At 31.8% G+C, this 15,829-nt stretch carries 13 protein-coding genes and 17 tRNA genes; 26 read left to right on the forward strand and 4 right to left on the reverse strand.

Annotated features, from left to right (window positions below; genetic code table 11):
• Positions 1-8: 8 nt before the first annotated feature.
• The 4 genes from NRK67_07425 to NRK67_07440 form a co-directional block, all read right to left on the reverse strand.
• Positions 9-740 (reverse strand): amino acid ABC transporter ATP-binding protein, encoded by a 732-nt coding sequence (locus tag NRK67_07425; GenBank protein UUV19285.1) that lies wholly within the window; start codon positions 738-740, stop codon positions 9-11.
• Entirely contained in the window at positions 730-1,521 is a 792-nt protein-coding gene (locus tag NRK67_07430) for an amino acid ABC transporter permease (GenBank protein ID UUV19286.1), read from the reverse strand. Before NRK67_07430 ends, NRK67_07425 begins: the two co-directional genes overlap by 11 nt.
• Positions 1,522-1,524: 3 nt before the next feature.
• Positions 1,525-2,298, reverse strand: a complete 774-nt coding sequence (locus tag NRK67_07435) for a transporter substrate-binding domain-containing protein (GenBank protein ID UUV19287.1) — start codon at positions 2,296-2,298, stop codon at positions 1,525-1,527.
• A 187-nt stretch (positions 2,299-2,485) separates the two neighbouring features.
• On the reverse strand, positions 2,486-2,638 hold the full coding sequence (locus tag NRK67_07440) for a hypothetical protein (GenBank protein ID UUV19288.1): 153 nt from the start codon (positions 2,636-2,638) through the stop codon (positions 2,486-2,488).
• Between the two features lie 205 nt (positions 2,639-2,843).
• Between NRK67_07440 and NRK67_07445 the strand changes: the two genes are divergently transcribed.
• The 26 genes from NRK67_07445 (at position 2,844) to NRK67_07570 (ending at position 15,756) form a co-directional block, all read left to right on the forward strand.
• Positions 2,844-4,976: an ATP-dependent helicase gene (locus tag NRK67_07445; GenBank protein UUV19289.1), complete on the forward strand. Its 2,133-nt coding sequence runs from the start codon at positions 2,844-2,846 to the stop codon at positions 4,974-4,976.
• 70 nt (positions 4,977-5,046) lie between these two features.
• Entirely contained in the window at positions 5,047-5,745 is a 699-nt protein-coding gene (locus tag NRK67_07450; GenBank protein UUV19290.1) for a PD-(D/E)XK nuclease family protein, read from the forward strand.
• Positions 5,746-5,865: 120 nt separating this feature from the next.
• Positions 5,866-5,953 (forward strand) — tRNA-Leu (locus NRK67_07455).
• A gap of 20 nt (positions 5,954-5,973) precedes the next feature.
• Positions 5,974-6,050 (forward strand) — tRNA-Met (locus NRK67_07460).
• 26 nt (positions 6,051-6,076) lie between these two features.
• A tRNA-Gly gene (locus NRK67_07465) sits at positions 6,077-6,152 on the forward strand.
• A 3-nt stretch (positions 6,153-6,155) separates the two neighbouring features.
• Positions 6,156-6,231 (forward strand) — tRNA-Lys (locus tag NRK67_07470).
• A 5-nt stretch (positions 6,232-6,236) separates the two neighbouring features.
• Positions 6,237-6,313: transfer RNA gene (locus NRK67_07475), tRNA-Arg, on the forward strand.
• A gap of 5 nt (positions 6,314-6,318) precedes the next feature.
• A tRNA-Ile gene (locus NRK67_07480) sits at positions 6,319-6,395 on the forward strand.
• Between the two features lie 15 nt (positions 6,396-6,410).
• Positions 6,411-6,485: transfer RNA gene (locus NRK67_07485), tRNA-Glu, on the forward strand.
• A gap of 47 nt (positions 6,486-6,532) precedes the next feature.
• A tRNA-Leu gene (locus NRK67_07490) sits at positions 6,533-6,620 on the forward strand.
• Positions 6,621-6,647: 27 nt separating this feature from the next.
• Positions 6,648-6,732: transfer RNA gene (locus tag NRK67_07495), tRNA-Tyr, on the forward strand.
• Positions 6,733-6,735: 3 nt separating this feature from the next.
• Positions 6,736-6,812: transfer RNA gene (locus NRK67_07500), tRNA-Ile, on the forward strand.
• 4 nt (positions 6,813-6,816) lie between these two features.
• Positions 6,817-6,892, forward strand: a tRNA-Ala gene (locus tag NRK67_07505).
• A 6-nt stretch (positions 6,893-6,898) separates the two neighbouring features.
• Positions 6,899-6,975: transfer RNA gene (locus NRK67_07510), tRNA-Met, on the forward strand.
• A gap of 9 nt (positions 6,976-6,984) precedes the next feature.
• Positions 6,985-7,059 (forward strand) — tRNA-Glu (locus NRK67_07515).
• Positions 7,060-7,070: 11 nt separating this feature from the next.
• Positions 7,071-7,146, forward strand: a tRNA-Val gene (locus NRK67_07520).
• 20 nt (positions 7,147-7,166) lie between these two features.
• A tRNA-Asp gene (locus tag NRK67_07525) sits at positions 7,167-7,243 on the forward strand.
• Positions 7,244-7,264: 21 nt separating this feature from the next.
• Positions 7,265-7,340, forward strand: a tRNA-Thr gene (locus NRK67_07530).
• 18 nt (positions 7,341-7,358) lie between these two features.
• Positions 7,359-7,433: transfer RNA gene (locus NRK67_07535), tRNA-Gln, on the forward strand.
• A gap of 104 nt (positions 7,434-7,537) precedes the next feature.
• On the forward strand, positions 7,538-8,293 hold the full coding sequence (locus NRK67_07540) for a glycosyltransferase family 2 protein (GenBank protein ID UUV19291.1): 756 nt from the start codon (positions 7,538-7,540) through the stop codon (positions 8,291-8,293).
• Positions 8,294-8,328: 35 nt separating this feature from the next.
• On the forward strand, positions 8,329-9,351 hold the full coding sequence (locus NRK67_07545; GenBank protein UUV19292.1) for a glycosyltransferase family 9 protein: 1,023 nt from the start codon (positions 8,329-8,331) through the stop codon (positions 9,349-9,351).
• An 18-nt stretch (positions 9,352-9,369) separates the two neighbouring features.
• Positions 9,370-10,494: a glycosyltransferase family 9 protein gene (locus tag NRK67_07550; protein ID UUV19293.1), complete on the forward strand. Its 1,125-nt coding sequence runs from the start codon at positions 9,370-9,372 to the stop codon at positions 10,492-10,494.
• A gap of 16 nt (positions 10,495-10,510) precedes the next feature.
• The gene (locus tag NRK67_07555) at positions 10,511-11,710 is read left to right on the forward strand and encodes a CDP-glycerol glycerophosphotransferase family protein (GenBank protein ID UUV19294.1); all 1,200 of its coding nucleotides are present in this window, start codon (positions 10,511-10,513) and stop codon (positions 11,708-11,710) included.
• Complete coding sequence (locus NRK67_07560) at positions 11,707-12,840, forward strand: O-antigen ligase family protein (GenBank protein UUV19295.1); 1,134 nt, start codon at positions 11,707-11,709, stop codon at positions 12,838-12,840. The genes NRK67_07555 and NRK67_07560 overlap by 4 nt, the downstream gene beginning before the upstream one ends.
• Positions 12,841-12,877: 37 nt before the next feature.
• Positions 12,878-13,741, forward strand: a complete 864-nt coding sequence (locus NRK67_07565; protein ID UUV19296.1) for a glycosyltransferase — start codon at positions 12,878-12,880, stop codon at positions 13,739-13,741.
• Between the two features lie 92 nt (positions 13,742-13,833).
• Positions 13,834-15,756, forward strand: a complete 1,923-nt coding sequence (locus NRK67_07570) for a glycosyltransferase (GenBank protein UUV19297.1) — start codon at positions 13,834-13,836, stop codon at positions 15,754-15,756.
• Positions 15,757-15,829 lie beyond the last annotated feature (73 nt).

The following is a 15,829-nucleotide window of genomic DNA, read 5'->3' on the forward strand; positions in this document are numbered from 1 at the left end:
TAGCTTTTTTAATATTTTAACGTTTTTCCTAAAAATTCTTTTAATTCCGGTGTCTGGGGATTACTAAACATAGAATCAGCTTCCCCGGCTTCTACAACCTTACCTCCATCGATAAAGAGGATATAATCTGCTACATTTTTGGCAAAGCCCATCTCGTGGGTAACCAGTATTAGATCTTTTTTCTCTTTTTTTAACTCTAAGATGCTGTCTAAGACCTCAGAGGTCAGAGCTGGGTCTAGTGCTGAAGTAGGCTCATCCAGGAGTAAAAATTGAGAATCTAGAGCAACAGCCCGGGCTATTGCTACCCTTTGTTGCTGTCCCCCTGATAGCTGTGATGGATACTTATGACCGTGCTCTCCCAATTGAAATCTGTCCAATAGAGTTCTGGCTCTTAGATTTGCTTCATTTTTTTTGATCTTATGGACTTTTTCCAAAGGCAGTGTGATGTTATTTATCGCTGACAGGTGGGGAAAAAGATTAAATGCCTGAAACACCATTCCTATGGTTTTTCTATAGTTGTGGAGCTCAGCCTCTTTAAATAAGAGATTTTTGTTATTTATGGTGATCTCCCCTTCTTCTGGGATTTCTAACCCTGCTAATATTCGCAGGAGGGTAGATTTCCCTCCCCCGGAAGGGCCGATAATAACCAGGGAATGAACTCCCTTTATATCCAGCTCTAAATTATTTAGAACAACCTGGTCACCGTATTTTTTATTTAAATTTGATATATTAATCTCCATATGAAAACCTCTTTTCTAATTTTTTTGACAGGTGGGAGATAGGATATGTCAATAAGATATATCCTAGAGCTAATACTGCATAATTTTCAATGGGAGTAAATGTAATGGAATCCACTTCTTGGACATTTTTTGTAAATTCATTTACTGCAATTATAGATAGAAGTGATGAATCCTTAATAAGGGACGCAAACTGTCCTGCAAGGGGAGGCATAACCCTCTTTATAACCTGTGGCAGGATGATATATCTATATTTTTGAAAATTGGTAAACCCCAAAGCTTTGGCGGATTCAATCTGTGTTTTGTCGATACTGTCTATTCCGCCTCTGATAATTTCTGCAACATATGCACCGGAAAAGGTAGCCATAATGAGGACCCCCATAATATAACGGTTGTTTATGTTCAAGGCCGTTCCAACGACATAGAAAAACAGATAAACTTGGACAATAAGAGGGGTTCCTCTGATTATCTCGATGAAGATCTTAGTAAAATAATGAAGGGGCAAAAATCTGCTTTTTTGACCCATAGCTAAAAGGCTGCCGATGATTAGACTGCAAATTAAAGAAAAAATAGATATCATAATGGTTATGAAAAAACCAAAAATAAATTTATATTTAAATTCTAAAAAAACTGAAAGTCCCTGAGATTCATAGTTTAATCTGCTGAAAGCATAGTTCCAAAATATAATTCCTATGAGTAAGATGAATGTAGTATTAACTATTTTTGCTGACAAAGTTATATCGAATTTATCATCTTTGGCATAGAATAAATCTTTAATTTTCATATGTTATAGGAAAAAAGGTATATCTCTTTTTTCAAATTCCTCTTTAGGTTCAGCAAGATATTTGTCAGCTAATCTATCTAAACTTCCATCTTTTTTATAACTCTTTATAAATTTATTTATTTTTTCTCCTAATTCGTTGTTATTTTTACTGTATGCAATAGCCCAATATTGAGGAGTTTCTTCAAAGGGTTTTAAGATAGGTTCAGTAGTGCTTTTATTTTTTTTCCAATTTTTTAAAATTGTCAGTGGATCATATATAAAAGCATCCACCTTTCCCTGGGTAACTTCTAAGATGCAGGCAGTTTCCTTTTCAAAGACTAAGATATCGGCTTTAGGAAAGGTCTTCATTGCTACTACATGACCTGTAGTTCCTTTCTTTACTGCTACTTTCTTGCCTTTTTTATTCAGATCCATAGGATCCTTTATCCCGCTGTTTTGGTTGGCTAAAATTGCAAGATTTGATTTTGCATAGGGAATGGAAAAATTGATGGATCTCTTTCTCCTATCTGTGATACTCATAGATGATAAGATGATATCAATTTTTTCAGTTCTAAGTGCAGGGATAAGACCTCCATATGCCATATTCTCGATGACAACTTCTCTGCCTAGATATTCTCCTAAATCTGTGGCCATGTCTACACTAAAACCACTTGGATTTCCATATTTATCGGTAGTTTCAAATGGAGGATAAGCCAGTTCCATTCCTACCACTAAAGGCTTCTGTCCAAAAGTAATAACGCTAAAGATAATTAAAAATAAAAATATAATTTTTTTCATAAATCCCTCCTTGAATTTCTGAGTTGAAATATAAACAATATCTTAATACTATTGTATACCATAAACTTATTAAATAAAAAATTAAATTTCCTCTTGAATATAAGGTATTTAATTTTATTTATTTATATTTTTGAAATCATCTGTATTTTAAGTATAAAAAAAGAGGCAAAGCCTCCTTTGTAATAACTTATTTATAGACACTTAAGATTGTTGACTTGTTGTCATATGAATAATAGTTAGCATATTCCTCGATATTACCCTTTACTCCTACGTGGCAAGTTACTGTCTTTATTTCAACTTTGTTCTTTTTTTTCTCTTCTAAAACGACTCTATATCTCATGTTATAATCCTCCTCAACCACTCTATGTGATTTTTTTCTCTTATTGTTGAAGATAGTATATAATTTTAACGATTAAAATTCAAGCGTAAAATTTAAGTTTTTGATGGTTAAAAGTGATTCGTTTTTCAAGGGTGGAAATTAAAATTAGGAGTTGGAATAAAAAAAATATATAATTTAAAAAAAGAGAAAAGGATGGGAGGAGTTTATGGAGGAGATTAGATATAGACGGGAACAGCAATTGATTATGAATTATACATCTGGAAAGATGGCTATCCCGGCAGTTCCTGGAGGAGGTAAGACATTTATCCTCAGCAGATTAGCTGCTAAATTAGTTAAAAAATTAGGAGATGAAGAGGAAATTTTGATCTTAACCTATATGAACTCTTCTGTAAATAACTTTAAACATAGAATAATGGAACTCCTTCAAAAAAGAGGCGAATATGAGCTCTATAGAAAATTTCAAATAAAAACCATCCATAAGGTGGGCTCGGATCTTTTAAGGGAACATGGGGACAGTGTGGGGATAACAGAGGGGTTCCAGACTATGACAGATGCCAATAGATATTATTTGATGAGCTTGGTTGTGATGGAGTACAGAAGGGAAAAATCAAAAGATTTAGATTCATTTTTAGATCTTAAATATAATGGAAACGGGATACAGGTCAGATGGGATAAGGAACTGGTCAATTTAACCCTAAAGATGATCAGTGTGATGAAAAATAAGGGAATGACAGCTAAAAGATTGTATAGTTACAGTAAAAAATACAGAAAAGACAGTTTATTGAGGGTCGTAGGAGAGTTGTTTTATAGATATGATATGAAGTGTAGAAAAGATGGGATCTTGGATTATGATGATATATTATTCTATGCCTATAAATTGTTGAAACAAACCCCTGCCTTAGTAGAGGAACTGAAATTAAGATATAGATATATTTTTGAAGATGAAGCCCAGGACAGTAACCTCCTTCAAAATAAGATAATAAATTTGATATCCAATGGGAATTTAGTTAAAGTAGGAGATCCTAATCAGAGTATATTGGGAACGTTTACTTCCAGTTCCCCTGAAATTTTTAAAAAGTTTATAAGATCTAACCCAAAGGTGGAGATGTTTACTGCTGGTAGAAGTACCAGGAGTATAATAGAGATAGCTAACCATCTGGTACAAATAGTGACTCTAAAGCATCCACTTGAAAAGGTGAGGTCAGCATTGCAGCCACAGATTATAAAGCCTGTATTGGAGAGTGAGACACCTTCTAATCCAAAGATAGATGGATATGGAGTTAAAACCATAAAAGTTTTGGGATGGGAAGAGGAAAGGGAGAGGCTGATAAGGGGGATAGAGGGATTTATAAAAAAATATCCCGAGAAAAGTATAGGGATCTTGTTGCCTACTAATTACAGGATAGATGAAGTGGCCAGGATATTTAGGAGAAAAAAGATAGATTTTCAGATTCTCAGTGATATTCCAGAGAGTCTGCTGGAACTTATGAATTTTTTAGGAGATTTTTTAGAATATCTGGCTAGGCCGTTTGAAAATAAAAGGCTGATTAAACTCCTGGAAGATAATTTTTTTGCAGATGATGAAAGGGATGTCAGGGAAAAAATATCCCAATTTATAAGGTCAAATCTTTTGGAGGATATTCTTTATGGTGAAGAGTATCCCAAATTAGATAAACTTTCATTGAAAAAATATAAAGCTGTTTTGAAAAAAATCCGGGCTGTATTGGATCTAAATCAGAGTTCCCTGGAAAAGGTGATTGTTTTTATAGGTGAGATATTTGAAATTCATGGGGAAAAACGACTGTTGATAGAAAAAATATCCTATGACCTGAAAAAAATATTGAAATATAATCCTAAATGGAGCTTACTGGACCTGGCTTCTAATTTAAAAAAAGCAAAGAATAGTGAATTTAGTTATATGGCTAAGGCTGTGGAAGAGGAAGGTGTTTTAGAAAATAAGGAAAAATTCAAGATAACCTTATCTAGCTATCATAGAAGTAAGGGAATGGAATGGGATTTTGTTTATTTGGTAGGAGTGGATAACAGGACTTTTCCTGTCCATCTCAATGAAACTAATTATGGCCAGTGTTACTATTTAAAGAAGGAGTATGAGTATCCTCAAATTTTTGTAGAAAAAGAGTTCGAGAGGGAATTTGTAGATAGAGAGACAGAGGTAGGGATAGTAAAGAATAAGTTGGAGAAACTGGCAGAAAATACGAGACTGCTCTATGTAGGGATAACCAGAGCCAAAGAATATCTCATGATTAGCGGAAATGCAGAAAATGGAGTGTATTATTTAGGGGAGATAGAGAAGTTTATAAACAGCAGAGTCAATTAATATAAAGTGGGGTTAATTCATGAATCAACCCTACTTTAGGAATTTTTTAAACAAAAGGAGTTGAAAATATATGGATAAATCTTTTTATTATAGTCAAAATTCGTTGGGAATATATGAACGATGTCCAAAGATGTTTGAGTATATCTATATAGATGGTATATCAGGAAAGGGGATAGATCCTGAATTAAAAAAGAATATAGAGAGGGGTACTAATTTTCATATCTTAGCTGAAAGGTATTTTAATGGGATGAAAGATTACTTCTATATAGAAGATGATCAGCTTTTGGAATGGATGGATGTATTGGAAGAAAGATATCCTGAAGAGATAGATTACAGGACTGAATTTGAGATAAGGCAGGATAGAGATGAAATCAGGCTTATGGCTAAATATGACCTTCTTGTTATAGAAGAGGATAAAATAAAGATAGTGGATTTTAAAACAAATAAAAAGCCATATAACATAGGGGTTATGGAGGAGGATATTCAGACAAAAGTTTATATGTTTCTTTTAGGTGAAAATTTAAAAAAAGTTTTTCCAAAGATGAAAATAGAGGATATCAGTATGGAATATTTTCAATTAAATTACCCTGAAAATAAAATTTTTATAGGATATAATGAAAAAAAACACGAAACAAATAAAAAAAAATTAAAAAAATTAATAGGTGAAATAAAAAAAAATAAAAAAATTTTTTTTATCAAAAACAACGAAACCTGTGAAAAATGTGGGTTTGAGAGTTTTTGCAAAAAAAACTTAAAAAAAACTTCATAAAAAACAAAAAAAAGTGTTGACGAAAAGTTGTAAACACGGTATACTTCTTCTTGTCCGCGAGGGAAAGCGAAAAACGCAACGAACTCACAGACGAAAAGAATAAACGTTTTAAATGATTATGCCTGGGTGGCGGAATCGGTAGACGCACGGGACTTAAAATCCCGTGTCCTCTGTGGACGTGCGGGTTCAAGTCCCGCCCTAGGCACCATTTAAAACACAAATCCATGTCGCGGGATAGAGCAGCCTGGTAGCTCGTCGGGCTCATAACCCGAAGGTCGTAAGTTCAAATCTTGCTCCCGCCACCAAAACAATTGAATAACCATATATGTATGCGGGAATAGCTCAGTTGGTAGAGCGTCAGCCTTCCAAGCTGAATGTCGCCAGTTCGAACCTGGTTTCCCGCTCCATAAGCGCCACTAGCTCAGCTGGTAGAGCACTCGACTTTTAATCGAGTTGTCACAGGTTCAAACCCTGTGTGGCGCACCATATATGAATCTGTAGCTCAGCTGGATAGAGCAACGCCCTTCTAAGGCGTGGGTCAGGGGTTCAAATCCCTTCAGGTTCACCATATATGGATCTATAGCTCAGTTGGTTAGAGCACTCGGCTCATAACCGAGTGGTCGCTGGTTCAACTCCAGCTAGATCCACCATTTATTTCAAAGTGTGGTCCGTTCGTCTATCGGTTAGGATTCTTGGTTTTCACTCAAGCGGGAGGGGTTCAACTCCCCTACGGACTACCAAATGAAATAAACAAACAAACAAACAAATAATTGTTCTAAATGATTATGCCTGGGTGGCGGAATCGGTAGACGCACGGGACTTAAAATCCCGTGTCCTCTGTGGACGTGCGGGTTCAAGTCCCGCCCTAGGCACCATTTAAAACATTTATACACACATTGTGTGGTTGGATTCCCGAGTGGTCAAAGGGAGCAGACTGTAAATCTGCCGGCTCAGCCTTCGAAGGTTCAAATCCTTCTCCAACCACCATCTACGCCTATAGCTCAGCTGGTTAGAGCGCACGCCTGATAAGCGTGAGGTCGGTGGTTCAAGTCCACTTAGGCGTACCATTTTGGGGATATAGCTCAGTTGGGAGAGCGCCGCACTTGCACTGCGGAGGTCAGCGGTTCGACCCCGCTTATCTCCACCAAAATATGCCTTGATAGCTCAGTTGGCTAGAGCACTCGGTTCATACCCGAGCGGTCGATGGTTCGAATCCATTTCAAGGCACCATTACAATTTGCTCCGTTCGTCTATCGGTTAGGATTCTTGGTTTTCACTCAAGCGGGAGGGGTTCAACTCCCCTACGGAGTACCAAATTGTAATAAGCTCGCATAGCTCAGTTGGGAGAGCACCTGCCTTACAAGCAGGGGGTCACTGGTTCAAGTCCAGTTGTGAGCACCATTTAAAACTTTATAATTTATGGGGGTGTAGCTCAGTTGGTTAGAGTGCCTGCCTGTCACGCAGGATGTCGCGAGTTCGAGTCTCGTCACTCCCGCCATTAAATTATAAACATATGTATGCCGCTTTAGCTCATCTGGTAGAGCAACTGACTTGTAATCAGTAGGTGATTGGTTCGACTCCGATAAGCGGCACCATATATATAGTAAACATGTTGGGCTGTCGCCAAGCGGTAAGGCAACGCACTTTGACTGCGTCATGCGCAGGTTCGAATCCTGCCAGCCCAGCCAACTATAAATTTTAACACCCTTCGGGGTGTTTTTTTGTATATATAAATTTAAATATATATATGGTATAATCTAGAGAATGATGAAAAAAAATGGAGTGAATAAATATGAAATTATCGGTAGGTATAATAACATATAATGAAGAGCGAATTTTAGGAAAAACTCTAGAAGCTATTAGGGAATTAGCTGATGAGATAATAATTGTAGACAGTAACAGTTCGGACACCACTGTAGAGATTGCTAAGTCTAAAGGAGCTACGGTTTACACTGAAAATTGGAAGGGATTTGGTCCTCAAAAAAACTCTGTTATAGACAAATGTAAGGGGGAATGGATCCTACTAATTGATGCAGATGAAGTAATAAGTAAAGAATTAAAAGAAATTATCAAAAATATAATAGAGGGAAAAAATAAATATGAAGTCTATGATATAAACAGGTGTTCAGTATGTTTTGGAAAAGAATTGAAATATGGCGGGTGGTCCAATCAATATGCTACCAGATTGTGGAAGAAGGGCAGTGTAAGGGTAAGTGATAACTTGGTTCATGAGGAATTTGAAACAAGGTCGACTAAAGGTAAAATAAAAGAGAAGATATACCATCATACATACCTGACTTTGAGTGATTATATAACCAGATTTGACAGATATACTACATTGGGAGCAGAAGAGTATGTCAAAAGAGGTAAAAAATCCAGTTTTTTTAATATAGTAATAAATCCATTTTTTAAATTTATAAGGATGTATATATTTAGATTGGGATTTTTAGATGGTATAGAGGGCTTGATAATAGCGTTATTTAGTGGAATGTATACTATGACTAAATATTTTAAGCTGAGAGAGATGGAAAAAACAAGTATAAAATAAGAATAAAATTAATTATAGTTTTGAGGAGCTAAGTTATGAAAGATATAAAAAGGATCATAATATCTAGAACGGATAAGATAGGGGATTTGGTGTTGTCAATCCCCAGTTTTTTTATGGTTAAAAAAATGTATCCAGATGCTGAGATAATAGTTTTGGTAAGAAAATATAACTATGAGATTGTGAAAAATCTACCCTATATCGATAGAGTAGTTAAAATAGATGATTACAGAAGGGTAGAATTGATAGAAAAAATAAAATATTTTAAAACAGATGTATTTATAGCTCTATATAACGATGAATTTGTTATGCAGCTAGCCAAGGCCAGTGGCGCTAAGGTTAAAATAGGTCCATTATCAAAAATAAAGTCATTTTTTGTATACAACAAAGGTGTTCTGCAAAAAAGATCTAAGTCAATTAAAAATGAAGCTGAGTACAACCTTGATTTGGTAAAAAAATTAGATTGTAAAAAATTTGATGACCTGTTTGAGCTAAATACAGAGATCTATTATGAGGAAAAACACAGAAAAGCAGTGGAAATATTCTTAGCAGAAAAGGAAATGAAATCTCCGATATTGGTAATAAATCCATTTATGGGAGGAAGTGCTAAAAATATTAGCGATGAAGAGTATATAGAATTAATAAAGGCTGTATTAGATAGGATTGCAGATCTAAATGTGGTATTGACGTGTCATATATCGGAAGAGGACAGAGGACAGAGGATCTTAGATGGTATAGAAAGCGAGAGGGTGCATCTGTATGCCAACGGAGGAGACCTCTTAAATCTGGCAGCTATGATAGATAAAGCAGATGTGTATTTCGGGGGATCAACAGGGCCGACTCATATAGCAGGATCGTTGAAAAAGAGCATTGTAGCTATCTATCCCAATAAAAAAACTCAATCACCTCTTAGATGGGGAGTGTTTGGGCATAGGGATGTAACCTATATAGTTCCTGACAGGGATAAAAAGGAAGATTATAAACATAAATTTTTTGACAGCTATACAGATGAGACAAAGGAAGAGATAGTAGAAGCTATAGTTTCTAAGGTGAAAGACTAAAAAAGGAATGGTGAAATCATGGGAATTAGGGAATTAAATAGAAAGTTACAGGATTTTTTTAGACCTAAGAGATTGGCTTTAGGAAGATTTTTGTGGGATCGGAAAAAGCAAGAAAAGACTAATAAAGAAAAGATAAAAAATGACAATAATCTTATAAAAAATCTGGATATAAAATCTATTTTATTTATAAGAAATGATGGAAAGATCGGGGATATGATAATAAATACCCTGATGTTTCGAGAGATAAAGAAGGTATACCCCCAGATAAAGATCGGTGTAGTTACCAGAGGAGCTAACAGGCAGGTTATAGCCAATAATCCTCACGTGGACAAGATCTATGATTACAGTAAATCTGACAGGGAATTAAAAAACTTAGCCAATGAGATATCTACTGAAAAGTATGATCTTTTAATTGATTTTTCTGAGATGCTGAGGGTGAAGCAGATGAAGTTTATCAATCTGTGCAGGGCTAGGGTCAATATGGGGCTGAATAAAGCTGACTGGAGTTTGTTTGACGTGTCTGTAGAGTATAGAGTGACAGATAAACATATAACTGATAGATATAAAGAATATCTAAAAATATTAGGAATAAAAAATCCGGATCTATCCTATGATATTCACCTTTCAGAGGAAAACTTAAAATTTGGAATGGAATTTAGAGAGAGAATAAAAGAAAAAAAATTGATCTGTATAAATCCCTATGGTGCAAGTAAATACAGGACTTTAAATAAAAATAAAATTAAGGAAATAGTAGGAGTAATATTAAAAGAAGAAGACACAGCAGTAACTTTTGTATATTCGCCAAATAAATTGGAAGAACTGAAAAAAATAGTAGAAGATATGGATACAAAGAGGGTTTGTCTAAATGAAAACATAGGTTCTATTTTGGATACAGCATCAATTATCAAGGTATCTGATTTTATAATTACACCAGATACTTCCATAGTTCATCTAGGAGTTGCTTTAGATAAAAAGATGGTAGCCATTTATAGATCGGATGAAGGATCTGGAGAGTTAAATAGTCTTGTGTGGGGAGCAAATTCGGCTAAGGTAAAGCAGGTTTATGCTAAACCAGGTTTAGGAGAAAACGAAGAAGCGAATGTAAATGAATTTGAGATTGAGGAGATAGAATTGAAAATTTAGTTAAACTGGGGGAATCATGGATATAAAAAACAAACTAAAGAATAAACTAAAAATTATACCTATAACAATCTATGTTGAATTCCTAAAAATGATATATATATTATTTTTAAAAAAACGAAAAAATATATGGTTAATATGTGAGACAGAAAAACAAGCTCGAGATAATGGATATCATTTTTTTAAATATATAAGAAAAAATTATCCCCAAAAAAAAGTTTATTATTTAATCAAGGAATCATCACCAGATTATTTTAAAGTGTCAAAATTAGGTAATGTAGTAAAATATATGAGTATAAAACATATACTTTATATGTTTCAAGCAAAAATGATTTTATCTACTCATGGTTTATGGATGGTTCCTAGGGAATTAGGAATTTTAAAAAAACATACAAAAAAAATGATTCGTGCTAAAAAAATAATGTTACAGCATGGAATAATTGCAATTAAAAATGTTGAAAAAGAATATAACAAATTAAAATTTGAATTGAAAGATGGATTTGTTGTTAGCTCTAGGTTTGAAAAGGGAATAGTTGTCAATGATCTTAAATATAGAGCTGAAGAGGTTTTTTTGACAGGATTACCAAGAATGGATAACTTACTTAAAAACAGAAAATTTGAGAATAAGAGTATATTATTTATGCCAACTTTTAGAAAAAAAATAGACAGTAACGAAAACAAATTTAAAAATTCTGACTTTTTTTATCAGATAGGGAATCTATTAAAAAATAAAAAATTAAACGAACTATTAAGTTTACACGGTGTAAAATTAAATTTATATTTACATCAGAATTTTCAACAATATAGTAATTTGTTTAAAAAATTTGAAAATGAGAATATAAGAATATTAGAACAAGAAAAACAAGATTTTCAGAAGTTATTAAAAGAAAATAAATTAATGATAACAGATTATTCAAGTGTAGCTTTTGATTTTGCTTATTTAAATAAACCTGTAATTTTTTACCAATTTGATTATGAAAATTTTTTAAAAGTAAGAGAAAAAGCAGGATATATTGATGTGAAAAAAGATTTATTTGGATTTAGAACTGAAAACGAAGAAAAAGTAGTAGAAAAAATAATAGAATATCTGGAAAAAGATTTTAAATTAGAGAAAAATTATAGTGAAAAAGTAGATAATTTTTTTAAATTTAGAGATCAAAATAATTGTGATAGGTTATATAAAAAATTAATTATGTTGTTAAAAGCGGGGGAAAAATGATAAGTGAAAGTTTTTTAAAAAAATATACTTTAATATTGATTTATATTTTGGCACCATTCTTAATGAGTGAAGCTAAAATTTTAAATGTAATATATTATTTGTTATTAATATTATTTATCTTTAAAGTAAAAAAAACTGGGTATAAAAAAACTGGTTATGAAATAGGTTTGGTTTTATTTTTTATAGGGATAATAGCAGGTGCTTTTTTTTCAAAAGATGCTTTAGGGGTTATTAAATTATTCGAGAGAGCTTTAAGAGCATGGCTATTGGTAGTTATTTTAGGTCAATACAGTTTTAATAAACAAGAAAAAAACATTTTTTTGATATTAGTATCGACGGGATTATTAAGGTTGTTGGGTTTAGGGATAGCTGAAAAATTTGGATGGCTAAAAGGGAATTATGGTATTAGAATTTCTGCTGGTTACAAGCTTTGGGTATATACCATGTGGATTTGTATATATATAGCAGGAGCACTGACGTTGCTGTTTTTCAAAAGAAAAAAAATTGAATATATATATTTATTAGGAACATTAGGAGTATCAATATATGTAATTATTCTAACACAGAGCAGATCTAGCTGGTTATCGATATTAGGTGTATTAATTATTTTAATTGCAATAAAAAAATCAAAGTTTGGAATTTTAATGTTATTTTTATCAGGAATACTAGTACTAGGAACTTTAAATTTAAAGACAAATCTCATGTATAAAAACAGGGTAAAAAGTATCATTAGTTTAAAAAATTCAAGTAATTCTACCAGAATCGATATGTATAAATATGGTATTGAAACTTGGAAAAAAAATAAGTTTGGAATAGGATTAAAACAGTATAAATATACAAATAAACGTGGTAACACATTTTATCATGCACACAATGATTATGTTGAAATATTGAGTGAAAACGGAACTATAGGTATACTAGGATTTTTGATATTAATGGGGTTAATATTAAAAAATAATTTTAAAGTTAAAGATGAGTATAATTTGATTGTTTTTACAAGTTTTATTTCTATGGTCATTTATGGCTTTTTTGAATCGCCAATACATTATCCACAGGTACAGCAATTACTGTACGCAGGATTAGGAATTTTAGGGTACAAAGAGTGGGAAAAAAACATAGATGAGTCATAGATATGCTGAAAAAAACATTATTAGAGAAGGAGATTTTATGAAAAAAGAAATAAGTTTAATAGTTACTGTATATAATAGGCTCGAATATGCTAGAAATTTAATTATTTGTCTTTTAAAGCAAAACATAGAGGTAAAGGAACTTGTTTTTGCAGATGATGGATCAAATGAAAAACTCATGGAATATATAGAAGATTTAATTCCGCAATGTAAGTTTAAAGTAAAGCATGTCTACCAAGAGGATAGGGGGTTTAGACTAGCTAAAAGTAGAAATAATGGTGTTAGAGTTTCAGAATCAGATTGGGTAGTATTTTTAGACCAGGATATTATTTTCGGAAAAAATTTTATAAAAGAAATATCAGATAATCTTGAGGAAAATAAATTTTTAATGGCCAAAGCGTATATGACAAACAAAGAAGAAAGAATTAATATACAAAAAAAAATAGATGAAAATGATAAATATTCTTCTATTATAAATGAATTGGAAGACCTAGAAAAATTGAATAACATAGAAAAAGTTTTTAAAAAAGATAGATTTAGAAGCTTTCTCCATAAAATAAAGTTAAAAACAAGAGGTGCAAAAATAGTGGGGTTATTTTCTGTAGTTTCTAAAAAAGATTTTATAAAAGTTAATGGATTTGATGAGAAATATCAAGGATGGGGAAAAGAGGATGATGACTTTGGAAATAGATTATTCAAAGCAGGGATAGAGTCCAAGCCTATAAAATTCAGCGAAGACATGATTCATATGTATCATCCATTTGATCCTACTAAAAAAGTAAGTGCTAACGATGAATATTATATAAAAAGAAAAAAAGAAATATCTAAAAAGAATTACAGATGTGAATACGGAGTAGAAACGCCTCTAGGTGAGGATAAAATTACGTGTAAGAGTTTAAATTAGAAAATAGAGGTGGATTTCCCCCAAAATGAGAAAAGTTAAAGACCTTTATTATAAAAAAAGAAATTTAATATAGTTGTAGGAGAGTGCGTTTTATGGAAAAGCCTTTAGTAAGTATTATTATACCTGTGTATAATGTAGAAAAATATATAGGTAAATGCTTGGATTCGATAGTTAATTCTATGTATAGTAATTTAGAAATTATTGTTATAAATGACTGTTCGCCAGATAATAGTGAAGAGATAATAAAAAAATATATGGTGGAAGATAAAAGGATAGTTTATTTAAAAAATGAAAAAAACTTAAGGGTTTCTGAAACTAGAAATAAAGGTTTAGACAACGCCAATGGTAAATATGTCGCTTTTATAGATGCAGATGACTATATCTCTTCAAATTGGATTAAGGATCTAGTCAGAAGCATTGAAGAAAAAGAAGCTGATGTTATTATTGGTTCGGCAAAACAGTTTGAAGGAGAGCAGGTAAAAGATTATATAATAAGAGATCTAGATAGGGAAAAGTGGATTGATTTTAAAAATGTTAGAATGAATAAAAACGGTGTCATATGGAATAAGTTATACAAAAGAGAACTTATTGAACAAAATAAATTTAGGTTTAATAAAGATATTAAAATAGGAGAAGACTTAATTTTTGTATACAAAGTTTTTTCAAAATCAAAAAGAATATTCTACAATAATTTAGGACACTATTTTTATAGAACTGAAAATGAAAAGTCCTTAATGAGTTCAGCTACCTCATTAGATAAAGTTAAAGATATAGAAAAAGTATATAAAGAGCTTCTTCTTTATTCTAAGACAACTGGGGATATTAATAAAGAGGTTTTAAAAAAACAAGCACGTGATATAATTTTTCATTATTATTGGTCCTATAAAAAATATCAAATAGATAAAAGTATTATAAAGAAAGAGTTTCCAGGTTTATTTTTTATAATGTACTTAAAATATCTGAAGAAAGAGTTGAAAAGGCCTAAAATTACTGTGATGGGATATTATGGAATGGAAAACTTTGGAGATGATATTTTTGTAGAAGTTATTTCTAAAGAATTTAGAGAATATGGAATAAACTTACTCTTATCATCAAGAGATAAAAAGAGGAGCTATGAACATCTTGAAAATGTAAATATAAAAACATATCAAACAGGAGAAAAACTCTTAAAAATATTATATTTTATTAAAATAATTTTGTTTAGTAGAGGAGTTTTTTGGTGTGGTGGAACTATAATAGATAATAGTAAAACTCCTAAATATAGGGAATTTAAAATTGCTAAATTATTTAGAAAAAAAACTGGCTTTATTGGGGTTGGAGTAGATTCATTCGATAACACGGATAAACAAAAAAAGTATATGAAAAATTTTGATCTAATTACTCTCAGAGATGAAAAAAGTTTTGACACTTTGAATAGATACGGAATTAAAAATATATATCTTACAGAAGATTTAAGTTATATCTTAGATTTTTCGAAATATGTTTCTGATGTGAAAAAAAATCAAATAGTGGTTCTTTTAAGAGATTTTTTTGAAGATTCTTACCTTGAATCAAAAACATATGAAAAGTATAAAGAAAATATAGTAAGAACATTAAAAATGTTGTCCAAGAATTATGAAGTTATTTTAGTGAATACTCAAAATTCTAAAGACATTAAGCTTAATAAATATATTTTAGATGAAGTTGAAGGTGTGGTTCTTTCAAAGGCTGAAAATTTAAAAGAAAAACTAGCTATTATTGGTGAAAGTAACATTGTTTTGACTTCTAGACTTCATGGGTATCTTATCGGAAAAATTTTAAAAAAGAAAGTTTTCGGAATTTCTTATAGTCCTAAACTTTCTAGGTGTTTTGATATGTTCGAAGATAAATATTCTATAAAAGTGGATAAAATAAAAAATCTTTCAGTTAAATTTAAAGAGTTTTTATCTGCCGAAAATATAGAAAAAACTGATGAGAGAGATAAAAAAATAGAGAAAGCTAAAGAAAACATTAGCTTAATGAAAAAAATAGTATAAGGTAAATAAGTAAAAAAAGATTTTCCCATAGCTATGAAATTAAGAAAGTCATATAAAATATTGAAACTTTAAT

This window comes from Fusobacteria bacterium ZRK30 (assembly GCA_024628785.1).
Lineage (GTDB): Bacteria > Fusobacteriota > Fusobacteriia > Fusobacteriales > Fusobacteriaceae > Psychrilyobacter.